This window comes from Motiliproteus sp. SC1-56 (assembly GCF_017309075.1).
Taxonomy (GTDB): Bacteria; Pseudomonadota; Gammaproteobacteria; order Pseudomonadales; family Balneatricaceae; genus Motiliproteus.
Window position 1 is genome coordinate 233,698 of sequence record NZ_JAEMGS010000001.1, and the last position, 13,973, is coordinate 247,670.

Consider the following 13,973-nt stretch of genomic DNA (forward strand, 5'->3'; position numbering starts at 1 on the left):
CGTGAAAGGAGAGCCATGACCGACCGTTACGCCGTGATGGGGGATCCCATCAGCCACAGCAAGTCGCCCCAGATTCACGCGGCCTTTGCCGCCCAGACCGGACAGGACCTGACCTACGAGGCAATCCGGGTGGCCCCGGGCAGCTTCGCCGCCGCGGTGGAGGCTTTCTTCGCCGCGGAAGGGAAGGGGCTCAATGTCACGGTGCCGTTCAAGGAGGAGGCCTGGAAACTTGCCGGGCGGCTCAGTGAACGGGCGCGACTGGCAGGGGCGGTCAATACCCTATACCGGGACGAGGACGGTCGCTTGGTTGGCGACAACACGGATGGCCAGGGGCTGATTACCGACATCCAGCGTAATCACGGCGGGGATATTGTAAATAAGCGAGTACTTGCTATCGGCGCAGGAGGCGCAGTAAGAGGTGTTCTCGAGCCGCTTCTTAAGAGAAAACCAGGCGAGTTAGTGATTGCAAACAGAACGGCTTCCAAGGCCGAAGCGCTGGCTGAGCATTTTTCGGCGCTCGGAAATGTGCGCGGCTGTGGTTTCGCGGCAGTTAACGCGCCCTTTGACCTAGTGATCAACGGCAGCGCGGCGAGCCTGCACGGCGAGCTGCCGTCCCTGTCCGAGCGGATCTGGGCGGAGGGTGCCTGGGCTTACGATATGATGTACGGGGCCGAGCCCACGGTATTCAACCGCTGGGCGCAACAGGCGGGCGCGGCACGGGTGATGGATGGCCTGGGCATGCTGGTGGAGCAGGCCGCCGAGGCGTTCCGCCTGTGGCGGGGCGTCACACCGCAGACGCGATCGGTTATCCTTGAGATGCGCTGCCAGCTGGAAGACTCGGCACGGGCGTAAATTGTTCACAGGGCTGTAGAAGGGGATGTCATGTCAGGGCCGAATCGGCTGTCCAGCAAGGAGATTTACCGCGGTTGCGACCCGGAGTTGCTGCCATTCAAAACCACCGAAAACCTGGAAGACTTCCACGGTATTTACGGCCAGGAGCGGGCCGTGGAAGCGATGGCTTTCGGCATGGGCATGCGCCGCACCGACTATAACCTCTTTGTTATGGGGCACTCCCAGAGCGGCCGCTTCTCCTTTGTCATGGAGACCCTGAAAAAAGCCGCCAAAAAAGAGAAGAACCCCCAGGACTGGTGTTACCTCAATAACCTTGCCGATCCCCGCAATCCCCTGGCGTTCTACTTCGCTGCCGGCAAGGGCAGCGTGTTTCGTAAAGACGTCAATACCCTGCTCGAGCGGACCGCCAGTGAATTGCCCGCCGCGTTTGAGAACCCCGGCTACCAGCGGCAGAAGAGCCAGATTGACCGCGAGTTCAGCCGCCTCTACGACCAGGCCTTGGAAACGGTGGAGAACGAGGCCAGGGGCCGCAGTATCGCCCTCTACCGGGATGCGGGCAGTGTTGGCTTTACCCCGGTGGTCAACGGCCAGGCCATGGACGAGGCAGCGTTTTCCCAGCTGGAAGAGGGCGAGCGCAACCAGATCAACCAGAACATCAGCGAGCTGGAAGACTTTCTCAACGAATCCCTGACCACCCTGCCGCAATGGCGCCGGGAGGCCAACGAGAAGCAGAAGAAGCTCGAGCACGAAACCGCGCGCGAAACCCTCGCCCCCCTGTTTCAGCCCCTGAAAGAGAAATACGCGTCACAGCCCCGGGTCGTGAGCTACCTCAAGCGGGTGGAGGCGGACCTGATCAAGAACGCCGCCGATCTGGTCGGCGAGGACAAGTCGGGGGAGAACAAGAGCGAGTTGATGCGTTCGGCGGAGCTGGAGCAGACCTACGGCGTCAACCTGCTGGTTGACCACCACAAGACCAAGGGCGTGCCGGTGGTGTTCGAGTCCCATCCCACCTATGAAAACCTGTTCGGTCGGGTGGAGTACACCAGCGAGATGGGGGCTTTGCTGACCAGCTTCCAGCTTATCCGCGACGGCTCCCTGCACCAGGCCAACGGCGGCTACTTGGTACTGGAAGCCGAGAAGCTGTTTGAGCATCCCATGGTCTGGAGCGCCCTCAAGCGGGCATTGAAGTCCAAGGAGCTGCGCATCGAGAGCCCCTTTGCCGAGATGGCGGGGATCAACACCATCACCCTGGCCCCGGAGGCGATCCCCCTGAACGTCAAGGTGGTGATCATCGGCGAGCGTGATCTGTACTACCTGCTGCAGCAGATGGACGGCGATTTTCCCAAGCTGTTTCGGGTGGTGGTGGACTTCGACGAGGAGGTGCCGCGCACCGAGGCCGCGATCCGCAACTACGCGCGCCTGATCAAGACGCTGGCGCAGAAAGAGGGTTGCGCCCACATGACTCGCAGGGCCGTGGCGCGGCTGGTGGAGCACAGCTCGCGGCTGGCCGAAGACCAGGAGCTGCTCTCGGCCCATATCGGGGAGATGATGGACCTGGTCTTCGAGGCTGACTTCAAGCGCGAGCGCACCGGCGAAGCGCTGATCGGCCACGAGCACATCGAGATGGCCCTACTGGCCAAGGAGCGGCGCACCGACCGCCTCAGCACCAAGCTGCGGGACGAAATTCTTAACGAGGTGATCCTCATCAACACCGAAGGCAAAGCGGTGGGCAAGTGCAACGGCCTCACGGTGCTGCAGGTGGGGGATGTCAGCTTCGGCACCCCGGCGCGGATCACCGCCACCGTGCATCCCGGCGACCGGGGGGTGGTGGACATTGAGCGGGAGGTGACTCTGGGGCAGCCGATCCATTCCAAGGGGGTGCTGATCCTGTCCGGCTACCTGGGCCACAAATACGCCCAGGACTTCCCCCTCTCGGTCTCGGCCAGTATTGCCCTGGAGCAGTCCTACGGCCACGTGGACGGCGACAGCGCCTCTTTGGCCGAAATCTGTACCCTGATTTCGGCCCTGACCCACACCCCCATCAGCCAGGAGTACGCGCTGACCGGCTCCATTAACCAGTATGGCGAGGTGCAGGCGATCGGCGGGGTCAACGAGAAGATCGAGGGCTTCTTCGAGATCTGCAAGAGCAAGGGGTTAAGCGGCAGCCAGGGGGTGATTATCCCGCGGGCCAACCGCCGCAACCTGATGCTCAAGGCCGAAGTGGTGGGGGCGGTGGAGATGGGGCTGTTTCACATCTACACCGTCGCCACCGTGGACCAGGCCCTGGAGCTGCTGACCGGGCGCAAGGCGGGGGTGTTGAAGAGTGACGGCACCTTTACCCAGCGCTCGCTCAACCACCGGGTGGTCAAGCGACTGCGGGAGATGGCCAAGGCCAAGCCCTGAGGTTTGCGGCCTCAGCGGGAAGCCAGCGGGGCAGCGAACTGGAACTCCATGTCCCAGGGGAAGCGGATCCAGGTATCCTGGCTCACCTCGGTGATAAAGGTGTCTACCAACGGGCGTCCTGCCGGCTTGGCGTAGATGGTGGCGAAGTGGGCTTTGGGAAGCATTTCGCGCACCACCCGGGCAGTCTTGCCGGTATCCACCAGGTCGTCGATCAGCAGAAAGCCTTCGCCGTCGCCCTCGACGTTTTTCAGCACCTTCAGCTCGCCCTGATGCTGCTGCTCCCCTTGCTCCCCCTCCTGGTAGCTCACCACGCAGATGGTGTCGATCAGGCGCAGGTCCAGCTCCCGGGCGATGATGGCGGCCGGCACCAGGCCGCCGCGGGTAATGGCAATGATGCCTTTCCAGGGGCCCCGTTCCAGCAGTCTCCAGGAGAGCGCCCGTGCGTCGCGGTGCAGTTCTGCCCAGGAGATGGGAAAGTCTTTTTGGTAGGGATTGCTCATAGGGGGTTAATCCTGCTCGTCGTAGTTCTCCGCCAGGTGCTTGTCCTTCAGGCGCACGTAGTTGGCGGCGGTGTAGGTGAAAAACTCGCGCTCTTTTTCGGTCAGGGGGCGGGCCTGCTTGGCAGGGCGGCCCACGTAGAGGTAACCGCTCTTGAGGGTTTTGCCCGGGGGCACCAGGGAGCCTGCGCCGATGATCACCTCCGACTCCACCACGGCGCCGTCCATCACCATGGCGCCCATGCCCACCAGGATGCGGTCGCCCAACGTGCAGCCGTGGAGCATGGCCTGGTGGCCGATGGTGACGTCGTCGCCGATCTCCAGGGGAAAACCATCGGGGTTGTAGGGGCCGGCGTGGGTAATGTGCAGGACTGATCCGTCCTGCACGCTGGTGCGGGCACCGATCCGGATCCGGTGCATGTCGCCGCGGATCACCACCAGGGGCCAGACCGAGGTGTCGTCGCCGAGGGTGACATCCCCCAGCACGACGGCGCTGGGGTCGACGAAGACGCGTTCGCCCAGGCGCGGTGAGGTGCCTTGGTAGCTGCGGATTTTCATGGATCTTTCTCCCATGTAAACTGTCAAGATTACCCCGGCCCGGGGCGGGAGCGCCATTTTACCCCAAGCCGGCGGGGATGATGAGTCATCAATGTTTACGCGGCCGTCCGCTGCCGCCGCCGAATCCATGGACACCCTATGAGTAACCCCCTGCTGGAAGCGCACCGTTTCCCTCCGTTTTCCCGTATTCAGCCCGAGCATGTGGAACCGGCCTTTGACCGCCTGCTGGCCGAGAGCCGCGCCGAGCTGGAGACCCTGCTGGCCGATCCGCCCGCCGGCTGGGCGCTGGTGGAACGCCTTGAAGCCATCGATGACCTTCTCAGCCAGGCCTGGTCGCCGGTGAGCCACATGAATTCGGTAGTCAACTCCGAGCCCCTGCGCGAGGCCTACAACGCGGTGCTGCCCAAGCTCACCGAGTACCACACGGAGCTCGGGCAGAACCGCCGTCTTTACCAGGCGTTCAAAGGGCTGGCCGAGAGTGATGAATTCAGCGGGTTGGACCAGGCGCAACAGCAGCTGGTGCACAATGCGTTGCGGGATTTTCACCTCTCCGGGGTGGATCTGCCGGAGGCGAAGAAGCGCCGCTTCGGCGAACTCAAGCAACGGTTGTCAAAGCTGGGCAGCCAGTTCTCGGAAAACGTGCTGGACGCCACCCAGGGCTGGACCAAGCACTTCAGCGACGCGGCGCCGCTGCAGGGGCTGCCGGAGAACGCTCTGGCCCAGGCGGCGCAGGCCGCCCGGCAACAGGAGCTGGAGGGTTACCTCATCACCCTGGAGTTCCCTTCCTACTTTGCGGTGATGACCTTCGCCGACAACCGCGACCTGCGTCGCGAGGTCTACGAGGCCTTCTGCACCCGCGCCTCCGACCAGGGCCCCCAGGGCGGGCGCTGGGATAACAGCGAGGCGATCGACGAAATTCTGCGCCTGCGTCACGAGCTGGCGCAGTTGCTGGGTTACGAAAACTACGCCGCCTACTCCCTGGCCACCAAGATGGCGGAGTCCACCGACCAGGTGGTGGGCTTTCTCAACGACCTGGCGCACAAGAGCCGCCCCGTGGCGCAGGCGGAGTACCGCGAGCTGGCCGGGTTCGCCCGCCAGGCGGGGGTCGAGCGCCTCGAGGCCTGGGACATAGGCTACTTTGGCGAAAAGCTGCGTCAGCAGCGCTACGCCCTCTCCCAGGAGGAGTTGCGCCCCTATTTTCCGGTGGATCGCGTGCTGCCGGGCATGTTTGCCGTGGTGCAGCGCCTCTACGGCATCGAGATCCAGGAAGAGCAGGCCGACCAGCTCTGGCATTCCGATGCGCGCCTGTTTCGAATCGAGCGAGATGGTCAGCCGCTGGGCTATTTCTACCTCGACCTGTACGCCCGCAGCCACAAGCGGGGAGGAGCCTGGATGGACGAGTGCCGGGTGCGCCGGCGTCTTGAAGACGGATCGGTACAGTTGCCGGTCGCCTACCTCGTTTGCAACTTCAACGCCCCGGTAGGGGAGACGCCCGCGCTGCTGACCCACACCGAGGTGTCGACCCTGTTCCATGAATTCGGTCACGGCCTGCACCACCTGCTGACCCGTATCGAGTGGGCGGGGGTGTCCGGGATCAATGGGGTGGCCTGGGACGCGGTGGAGCTGCCCAGCCAGTTCCTGGAGAACTGGTGCTGGGAGCCCGAGGCGCTGGCGCTGATCAGCGGTCACTACCAGACCGGCGAGCCCCTGCCCGCCGAATTGCTCGAGCGGATGCTGGCGGCCCGCAATTTCCAGGCGGGGATGATGATGGTGCGCCAGCTGGAGTTTTCCCTGTTCGACTTCCTGCTGCACCGGGACTACCGGCCCGAGCCGGCCACCGATGTCCAGGCCCTGCTGGACCGGGTGCGCGCCGAGGTATCGGTGGTGACTCCCCCGGCGTTCAACCGCTTTCAGCACAGCTTCTCCCACATCTTCGCCGGTGGTTATGCCGCGGGTTACTACAGCTACAAGTGGGCCGAAGTGCTCTCCGCCGACGCCTTCTCCCGGTTCGAGGAGGAGGGGATCTTCAATCCCGAGACCGGGCGCGCCTTTGAGCAGGCGATTCTCGCCCAGGGCGGTGCGCGGGAGGCGATGGACCTGTTCGTCGCGTTTCGCGGCCGTGAGCCCCGGGTCGATGCCCTGCTGCGTCACACCGGCATCACCGCGGCCACCCAGGAGGCCCCATGAGTTCTATCACCAAACGCTTTATCGCCGGCGCCGTCTGCCCCCGTTGCGCGGCCATGGACAAACTCCGCACCTACCGTGACGCCATTCACGAGCACCGCGAGTGCGTGGCCTGCGGCTACGAGGACAGCATGCGCCTGGACGGGGCGCCCAGCCCCCGCGAGATGGAGACCCGGGTCAACAGCCCCCGCCCGGCGGCGTCCAGTGGCGAGCAGGTGCTGCAGTTTGTGCCCAATCCCAAGCTGGGCGCGAAAGCCCGCAAGGAGTCCTGAGAGGGCTGCAACAGCTGATGAGCTCGCCGCTCAGCGGGGCTCATCACAGCGGGAATCACCAGCCGGGCGGCGGCGCACAAAGGCGGCAAACACCGCACCGCCCAGCACTCCCCGCCCGGCCAGCAGCAGTGCCAGGGCCAGCCAGAGACCGTGGTTGCCGAGCCCCTGGCCCAGGTACCAGGCCGGCAGGTAGATCCCCAGGGTGGCGACCAGCATGCAGTTTTGCATGGCGCGGAACCAGTTGGCGCCGATAAAGATGCCATCTAACAGGTAACTCCAGACGCCCAGCAGGGGCAGCGCCACCAGCCAGGGCAGGTAGCTGCGTGCCGTGCTGACGACGGCGGGAATATCAGTCAGCAGGCGGATCAGCAGCTCCCCCCCTAAGTAAAAGAGGGCGGCGAACCCCAGGGCCGTGCCCAGGGACCAGAGCGTCGCCGCGGCGCAGGCCCGAATAAACCCCTGCTGATCCCGGGCACCCAGGTAGCGTCCGCAAAGCGCCTCCACCGCGTGGGCGAACCCGTCCAGGCCGTGGGAGATCAGCAGCAGGAAGTTCAGCAGCACCGCGTTGGCGGCCAGGACACTGTCTCCCAGGCGCGCGCCCTGGGCGGTGAAGAAGGCGAAGCAGAACAGCAGGCAGAGGGTACGCACCATCAGGTAGCGGTTGCTGCGCAGCAGGGGCCCGTAGTCGCGCCAGCGCCACAGGGCGGCGAGCGGCAGCTTCGGTCCGGGCAGCCGCTGCAGGTGGCGCAGGGCCAGCCAGCCACCCAGCCCCAGGCTGGCGTAGTCGGCGCAGAGGCTGGCCACCGCTACCCCCGTCACCCCCCACCCGAGCCCCATCACCAGCAGCAGGTCCAGGATCATGTTCACCAGGTTGGCGCTGACCAGCAGCAGCAGGGGCACCCGGCTGTTCTGCAAGCCCAGAAACCACCCCAGCAGGGCATAATTGGCCAGTACCGCGGGGGCGCTGTAGATGCGGAGGGCGCAGTACAGGCGGGCCTGCTCCAGTACCGCCGGACTGGGGTCCATCAGGGCCAGCCCCAGGCTGAGCAGCGGCTGTTGCAGCAGGATCAATCCCAGCCCCAGTAAGGCGGCCAAGACCAGGCTCTGCCCCAGCAGGCGCCGTTGCGCCAGGGGATCCTGGCGTCCCAGGGCCCGCGCGGTGAGCCCGGTGGTGCCCATGCGCAGAAAGCCGAAGCTCCAGTAGAGCAGGGAGAAGAGGCTGGCCCCGATCGCGACCGCACCCAGGTAGTGGGGCTCGGGCAGGTGGCCGATCACCGCCGTGTCCACCATGCCCAGCAGCGGCACGGTGATATTGGAGAGAATCATCGGCCAGGCCAGCTGCCAGACCCGGCGATGGCTTTCACCGTGCCAGAAGGTGGCCCCCAGGCTCATCGGTGGGGCAGTCGCAGGATCTGGCTGAGGCTGAACAGGAAGGCCGCGGCGACCACCACCGAGGGGCCGGCCGGTGTGTTCCACTGGTAGGAGGCGAGCAGCCCCAGGCAGACGGCGATACAGCCGATCAGGCTGGCCAGCGCCGCCATGCGCTCGGGGCTGTTGGCCAGGCGTCGCGCGGTGGCGGCGGGAATGATCAGCAGGGAGGTGATCAGCAGCACGCCCACCACCTTCATGGCCACGGCGATGACGATGCCTACCAGCAGCATCAGCGCCAGGCGGGTCAGGGTCACCGGCACGCCCTCGACCTGGGCCAGCTCCTCGTTGACGGTGATCGCCAGCAGCGGATTCCACAGTTTCAGCAGCAGCGCCCCGACCAGGGCGCCGCCGCCGTAGATCCAGTAAAGGTCGTCGCGGCTCACCGCCAGCAGGTCGCCGAACAGGTAGCTCATCAGGTCGATGCGCAAATCCGGCAGAAAGCTGATCGCCACCAGGCCCAGGGAGAGGCTGCTGTGGGCCATGATCCCGAGCAGGGTGTCGCTCGCGATCAGGTGTTTCTTCTGCAGCGCTACCAGCAGCACCGACAGCAGCACGCAGCACACCACCACCGCCAGGTTGAGGTTGACGTCGAACAGGATGCCCAGGCTGATCCCCAGCAGCGCCGAGTGGGCCAGGGTGTCACCGAAATAGGCCATCCGGCGCCAGACCACGAAGGCGCCAAGGGGGCCTGCCACCAGGGCAACGCCGATGCCGCCCAGCAGGGCCCGCAGTAGAAAGTCAGCCATGGCGGCACCCCGCTGGGGCCTGCGGCCGGTCGGAGATGACGTTGCCGTGGGCGTCGTGATCATGGTTGTGCTGGTGGCTGTAGAGGGCCAGGCTGCGGGCCCCTTCCAGGCCAAAGAGTTCGACAAAGGCGGGGTCGTGGCTGACCTGTTCGGGATGCCCCGAGCAGCAGATGTGATGGTTCAGGCAGATCACCGTGTCGGTGCTGGCCATCACCAGGTGCAAATCGTGGGAGACCATGAAGACGGCGCAGCCGTAGCGGGCCCGAATCTCGCCGATCAGCCGGTAGAGTTCGATCTGGCCGTTGATGTCGACCCCCTGCACCGGCTCGTCCAGCACCAGCAGCTGGGGGCGGCGGAGCAGGGCGCGGGCCAGCAGCACCCGCTGGGTTTCTCCACCGGACAGGCTTTGCAGGGGGCTCTCCATCAGGTGGTCGGCGTTGACCATCGCCAGTGCTTCGCGCAGGGCGGTTTTATCCATGCGCCTTGGCAGCTGCATAAAGCGGCGCACGGTCAGGGGCAGGGTCGCGTCCACGTGCAGCTTCTGCGGCATGTAACCGATCCGAAGACTAGGCTGGCGCTGCACCTTGCCGCTGTCGGGCTGCAGCAGCCCCAGCAGGAGGCGGATCAGGGTGGACTTGCCGGAGCCGTTGGGGCCGATCAGGGTGGTGATGCGCCCGGGGTTAAGCTCAAGGCTCACGTCCTGAATCACCGGGCGTCCGCCCAGGCGCAGGTTGACCCCCTGCAGGGTGACCAGGGGCGCGCTCAAGCGGGGTTCTCCTGGCAGGGCGGGCAGCGCCCGAACAGCTCCACCGTTTCACTCTCCAGGGCGAACCCGCGGGCGTCGGCGCTGTGCTGCAGGACGCCGGCGAGGCGCTCCGATTCAAGCTCCAGGGCGCAGCCGCAGATTCGGCAGATCAGAAAATAGCCGTGGTGGTTGTGACGGGGATCGCGGCATCCGATAAAGGCGTTAAGGGAGGCGAGACGGTGGATCAGACCCTGCTCGAGCAGAAAGTCGAGAGCCCGGTAGACGGTGGGTGGCGCCGGGCTGAAGCCTTCGTGGGCGAGCATCGCCAGCAACTGGTAGGCACCCAGTGGCTTGTGGCTCTGCCAGACCAGCTCCAGGACCCGCTTGCGCACCGGCGTCAGGCGACAGCCACGGGATTTGCACAGGGCCACGGCAATGGTTACTGCGGAATCGATACAGTGTTGGTGATCGTGAGTGTTGCTGAACGCCTCGTCAGGCGGGGGTGTACACATGGAAGCGACCGTCCGGAAATGAGACTGTAATGTTATAACAGTTTCGCTGCGGGAGGGGGCTTTGTTCAACCGGGAGGTGGTGCAGATGGGGAGACTCGAACTCCCACGTCCTTTCGGACACTAGCACCTGAAGCTAGCGCGTCTACCAATTCCGCCACATCTGCATCTTGTCCGGGCGTGCGCCGCGGGCAAGTAAAACGTTAGAGACAAGTGCGCTCGAAGCAGGGCCTTCGCTGTTGGATTGAATCCAGGGAGAGTAAGGATACTTGAGGAGGTGGTGCAGATGGGGAGACTCGAACTCCCACGTCCTTTCGGACACTAGCACCTGAAGCTAGCGCGTCTACCAATTCCGCCACATCTGCGTGTCATCTCTGACGTGGCGCGTATTTAAACCGGTCTTTTTTCCGATTGCAAGTGTTTTTTCGCTGTTCGGTTTCAGGGTGGCGACCGCTCGGCTTCGGATTCAGATTCCGGCTCGGCGGGGCGGTGCAGGGGCAGGGTAATCTTGAAGTGCGTGCCCTTGCCCGGTTCGCTGTCACAGTCGATCTCTCCACCCAGGCGCTGGGTGACTAGGTTGTAGATAATGTGGGCGCCCAGGCCCGACCCGCCGCGCCCCCGGCGGGTGGTGTAAAAGGGCTCGAAGATGCGTCGCAGCTGACGCTGGCTCATGCCGCGGCCGTCGTCGCTGTACTCCAGCCGCAGCGTATCATCCTCCTGCGCCAGGTCGATGCGGATCAGCCCTGCGGCCTCCTGCTCCTCAAAGCCGTGCTGCAGGGAGTTCATCACCAGGTTGGTGATGATCTGGGAAAAGGCCCCTGGGTAGCTGTCGATGGTGATATCCGGGTCGCCGTTCACTTCCACCCGGTGCGGCGTGTGCTTGAGCTGCGGGCGCAGGGAGAAGAGCACCTCCTCGATATAGCCCCGCACCGGGAATGAGCGCTCCTCGTCGCTGGCCTGGTCAACGGCCACCTGCTTGAAGCTCTGGACCAGCTGGGCGGCGCGGGTGGCGTTACTGTGGATGATGTCCAGGCTCTCCTCGGCCACCGCGTTGAAGGCCTCCAGATCGCTGCGTTTGAGATCTCCTGACTGGTAGGCGAATGCCAGGCGCTGGAACTCGTCCTTGAGCAGGGTGACGGCGGTCAGGCTGTTGCCCAGCGGGGTGTTGATCTCGTGGGCAACGCCGGCGACCAGCCCGCCCAGGGCGGCCATCTTGTCCGCTTCCACCAGTTTGCGTTGGGTCTGCTGGAGCTGTTGCAGGGTGGTGCGCAGGTTGAGGTTGCTGCTCTTGAGCTCGGTGGTGCGCTGCTCCACCCGCTGCTCGAGTTTCTCGTTCAGCTCCTGCAAGGCGCGCTCGGCCGCCAGCCGGTGCGCCACCTCGCTCTCCAGGCGCTCGATGGTGCGGTCCTGCTCGGCCGTGTGGTCGGCGATCATCTGCTCCCGTTCCTGGTAGTAGTCGATTTTGCTGAGCAGCTCCTCGGGGGTCAGGTGAATCTCCGCCAGAAAACGGGAGTAGAGGCTTGAGAGTTGCTCCTGCTCATCCACCCGGAACAGGCCGCAGCGCTGCATCGCCTTGTGTGCTGAGGCGCCGCCGATAGCCCCGGCGAGCAGGTTTTCCGCCTCTTTCTGCAGGTAGGCCATTTCCATCAGGCTGGCCTCGTTGCGCCCGCTCAGGCCCGCCGACGCCAGGCAGTGCTCAAGGGCGGTGTTGCAAGCGGCAGGGGGGAGGTAATCGGCGAAACAGCGGCGCAGCAGGTGGACCTTGGGCGGCAGGTGGATGGTGTTTTCCTGGGCGATGGCCGGGGCCGGGCGGTCGCCGCTGAGCAGGATGTCGACGAATTCGTTGGCCAGGGCGCGGCCCTCCCGGCCGGGGCGGTCGGCGATGGAGACGCCGATATAGGCCAGCAGGTTGACCGCCAGACTCCAGAACACGGCGTGGGGGAGCGGCGCCAGTTGGGTGAAACCGAACAGGCTTTCTGGGGTCAGCAGCCCGAGCCCCAACGGCCCTTCGGTCAGCCAGGCATCGCCGATCCAGCCGCTTTTGCTGAAGGCCGGCAGCAGCAGGGTGTAGGCCCAGAGGCCAAAACCGGCCAGAAGCCCTGCGCTTGCGCCGCGGGCGCTGCCCTGGCGCCAGAACAGGCCGCCGATGAGGGCCGGGGCAAACTGGAGGACCGCGGCGAAGGAGATCAGCCCCATGTTGACCAGCATGTAGGACTCGCCCAGGGTGTGGTTGAACAGCGCACCGCCGGCGATAAACAGGGTGACCGCCAGCCAGCGCCACTGCAGCAGGTAGACCCGCAGCCGCCGCAGCCCCGGCAGCACTTCGATCACCGGTAGCAGCAGGTGGTTGGTGATCATGGTGGAGAGGGTCATGGCGCTGACCAGGATCATTCCCGTGGCGGCGGAGAAGCCGCCGATGAACACCAGCAGCGAGAGGCTGTTTTGTTCTGCCAGCAGGGGCAGGCGGAGCACGTAACTGTCGGCGGCGTCCGGCCCCATGCCTTGCAGCAGGCCGGCGGCGGCGATGGGCAGCACGAAGATGTTGATCAGCAGCAGGTAGGCCGGGACCAGCCACTGGGCGGTTGAAATATGCTGCTCGTCGGCGTTCTCCACCACCATGACGTGAAACTGACGGGGCAGAAACATAAAGGCCGCCATCGACAGCACGATCAGGGTGACCCAGTTGGTGAACGGGGGCGCGGCGGTCAGGTTGGCCAGCGCCGGCAGGCTCTGCCGGTGCTGTTGCGCCTGGGTGAACAGATCGCCCAGGCCATCGAACAGTCCGAAGCTGACGAACAGGCCAACGGCCAGAAAGGCGATCAGCTTGACCAGGCTTTCGGCGGCCAGGGCGAACATCATCCCCTGGTGGCGCTCGGTGGGGTCGAGCTGACGGACGCCGAACAGAATGGTGAAAAGCGTCATCAGGACCACCGTGACCCACTCGACGGTGAAGCTGGATACCGTCACCGAGCGGCTTGCGATCAGCTCGAAGGTGGTGGTGATCGCTTTCAGTTGCAGCGCGATGTAGGGAAGAATCCCCACCAGGCAGATCAGCGTGACCAGGGCGGCAATGCCCTGGGACTTGTTGTAGCGGGTGGAGATGAGGTCGGCGATGCTGGTGATGTGGTGCAGGCTTTTCAGGCGCACCATCTTGCGCACCAGGGTGCCGGCAAACAGCAGGACCAGGGTAGGGCCGAAGTAGACGGCGAGAAAGCTAATGCCGCCGTTGGCCGCCGCCCCCACGCTGCCGTAGAAGGTCCAGGAGGTGCAAAAGACGCAGATGGAGAGCGCATAGATCCAGCCCGAAGGCGCTTTGCGTTTCTCCTCGGCGCGCCTCTGGGCCCAGTTGGCGAGCAGGAATAGGAACGCGATGTAACCCAGCAGCACCAGCAGGATCAGCCGGGGATCAAACATCCTCTCCACCCTGTTGCGCCACGGCGAAGAGGGTGGTCACCAGCAGCCCCCAGACCAGGAACAGGAACAGGAACAGCTGTCCCAGTGCCCACTCGCCGGGACTGGCCAACAGGGGCCAGCTAAGGGCCAGGGCGCCGAGAATAAAAAACAGGGCCTGGGTGCTGAAGCGCGCGAGGGGCCGGGGATTTCCCTTCATGGGTACTACAACCTGTGGAACTTAAAGATGAAATTGATTCTGCGGTGGGACTAAGTCTAGCTCAGCCGGAATACCTTCACCGCTCGGCCCTAAGATATTTCCGACCTTAATGCTTGGTTATGCTGACATGTATCATTGGAACGGCCTTGCTAATGTTTTAAAATCC

At 64.6% G+C, this 13,973-nt stretch carries 12 protein-coding genes and 2 tRNA genes; 4 read left to right on the forward strand and 10 right to left on the reverse strand.

Annotated elements, in window-relative coordinates; genetic code table 11:
* Positions 1-15 precede the first annotated feature (15 nt).
* Together aroE and JGZ97_RS01165 are read left to right on the forward strand one after the other, a co-directional pair.
* The gene (gene aroE / locus JGZ97_RS01160; RefSeq protein ID WP_207060759.1) at positions 16-852 is read left to right on the forward strand and encodes a shikimate dehydrogenase; all 837 of its coding nucleotides are present in this window, start codon (positions 16-18) and stop codon (positions 850-852) included.
* 30 nt (positions 853-882) lie between these two features.
* Positions 883-3,255: a Lon protease family protein gene (locus JGZ97_RS01165; RefSeq protein WP_207060760.1), complete on the forward strand. Its 2,373-nt coding sequence runs from the start codon at positions 883-885 to the stop codon at positions 3,253-3,255.
* An 11-nt stretch (positions 3,256-3,266) separates the two neighbouring features.
* Here JGZ97_RS01165 and gpt read toward each other — a convergent pair whose 3' ends face one another.
* Positions 3,267-3,755, reverse strand: a complete 489-nt coding sequence (gene gpt, locus JGZ97_RS01170) for a xanthine phosphoribosyltransferase (protein ID WP_207060761.1) — start codon at positions 3,753-3,755, stop codon at positions 3,267-3,269.
* A gap of 6 nt (positions 3,756-3,761) precedes the next feature.
* Positions 3,762-4,310: a gamma carbonic anhydrase family protein gene (locus tag JGZ97_RS01175; protein ID WP_207060762.1), complete on the reverse strand. Its 549-nt coding sequence runs from the start codon at positions 4,308-4,310 to the stop codon at positions 3,762-3,764.
* Positions 4,311-4,448: 138 nt separating this feature from the next.
* Between JGZ97_RS01175 and prlC the strand changes: the two genes are divergently transcribed.
* A complete protein-coding gene (gene prlC / locus JGZ97_RS01180) occupies positions 4,449-6,497 on the forward strand; it encodes an oligopeptidase A (protein ID WP_207060763.1) in 2,049 nt (682 codons plus the stop codon).
* Complete coding sequence (locus JGZ97_RS01185) at positions 6,494-6,766, forward strand: YheV family putative zinc ribbon protein (protein WP_207060764.1); 273 nt, start codon at positions 6,494-6,496, stop codon at positions 6,764-6,766. Before prlC ends, JGZ97_RS01185 begins: the two co-directional genes overlap by 4 nt.
* Before the next feature lie 30 nt (positions 6,767-6,796).
* Here JGZ97_RS01185 and JGZ97_RS01190 read toward each other — a convergent pair whose 3' ends face one another.
* The 8 genes from JGZ97_RS01190 to JGZ97_RS01225 all read right to left on the reverse strand — a co-directional run bounded on the left by JGZ97_RS01190 (position 6,797) and on the right by JGZ97_RS01225 (position 13,807).
* Positions 6,797-8,158: an MATE family efflux transporter gene (locus tag JGZ97_RS01190; protein WP_207060765.1), complete on the reverse strand. Its 1,362-nt coding sequence runs from the start codon at positions 8,156-8,158 to the stop codon at positions 6,797-6,799.
* Complete coding sequence (znuB, locus tag JGZ97_RS01195) at positions 8,155-8,943, reverse strand: zinc ABC transporter permease subunit ZnuB (protein WP_207060766.1); 789 nt, start codon at positions 8,941-8,943, stop codon at positions 8,155-8,157. Before znuB ends, JGZ97_RS01190 begins: the two co-directional genes overlap by 4 nt.
* The gene (gene znuC, locus JGZ97_RS01200; RefSeq protein ID WP_207060767.1) at positions 8,936-9,709 is read right to left on the reverse strand and encodes a zinc ABC transporter ATP-binding protein ZnuC; all 774 of its coding nucleotides are present in this window, start codon (positions 9,707-9,709) and stop codon (positions 8,936-8,938) included. Before znuC ends, znuB begins: the two co-directional genes overlap by 8 nt.
* A complete protein-coding gene (locus JGZ97_RS01205) occupies positions 9,706-10,200 on the reverse strand; it encodes a Fur family transcriptional regulator (RefSeq protein WP_207060768.1) in 495 nt (164 codons plus the stop codon). Before JGZ97_RS01205 ends, znuC begins: the two co-directional genes overlap by 4 nt.
* Before the next feature lie 77 nt (positions 10,201-10,277).
* Positions 10,278-10,364, reverse strand: a tRNA-Leu gene (locus tag JGZ97_RS01210).
* Between the two features lie 111 nt (positions 10,365-10,475).
* Positions 10,476-10,562: transfer RNA gene (locus tag JGZ97_RS01215), tRNA-Leu, on the reverse strand.
* Between the two features lie 73 nt (positions 10,563-10,635).
* A complete protein-coding gene (locus JGZ97_RS01220) occupies positions 10,636-13,611 on the reverse strand; it encodes an ATP-binding protein (protein ID WP_207060769.1) in 2,976 nt (991 codons plus the stop codon).
* A complete protein-coding gene (locus tag JGZ97_RS01225) occupies positions 13,604-13,807 on the reverse strand; it encodes a hypothetical protein (RefSeq protein ID WP_207060770.1) in 204 nt (67 codons plus the stop codon). The genes JGZ97_RS01220 and JGZ97_RS01225 overlap by 8 nt, the downstream gene beginning before the upstream one ends.
* Positions 13,808-13,973 lie beyond the last annotated feature (166 nt).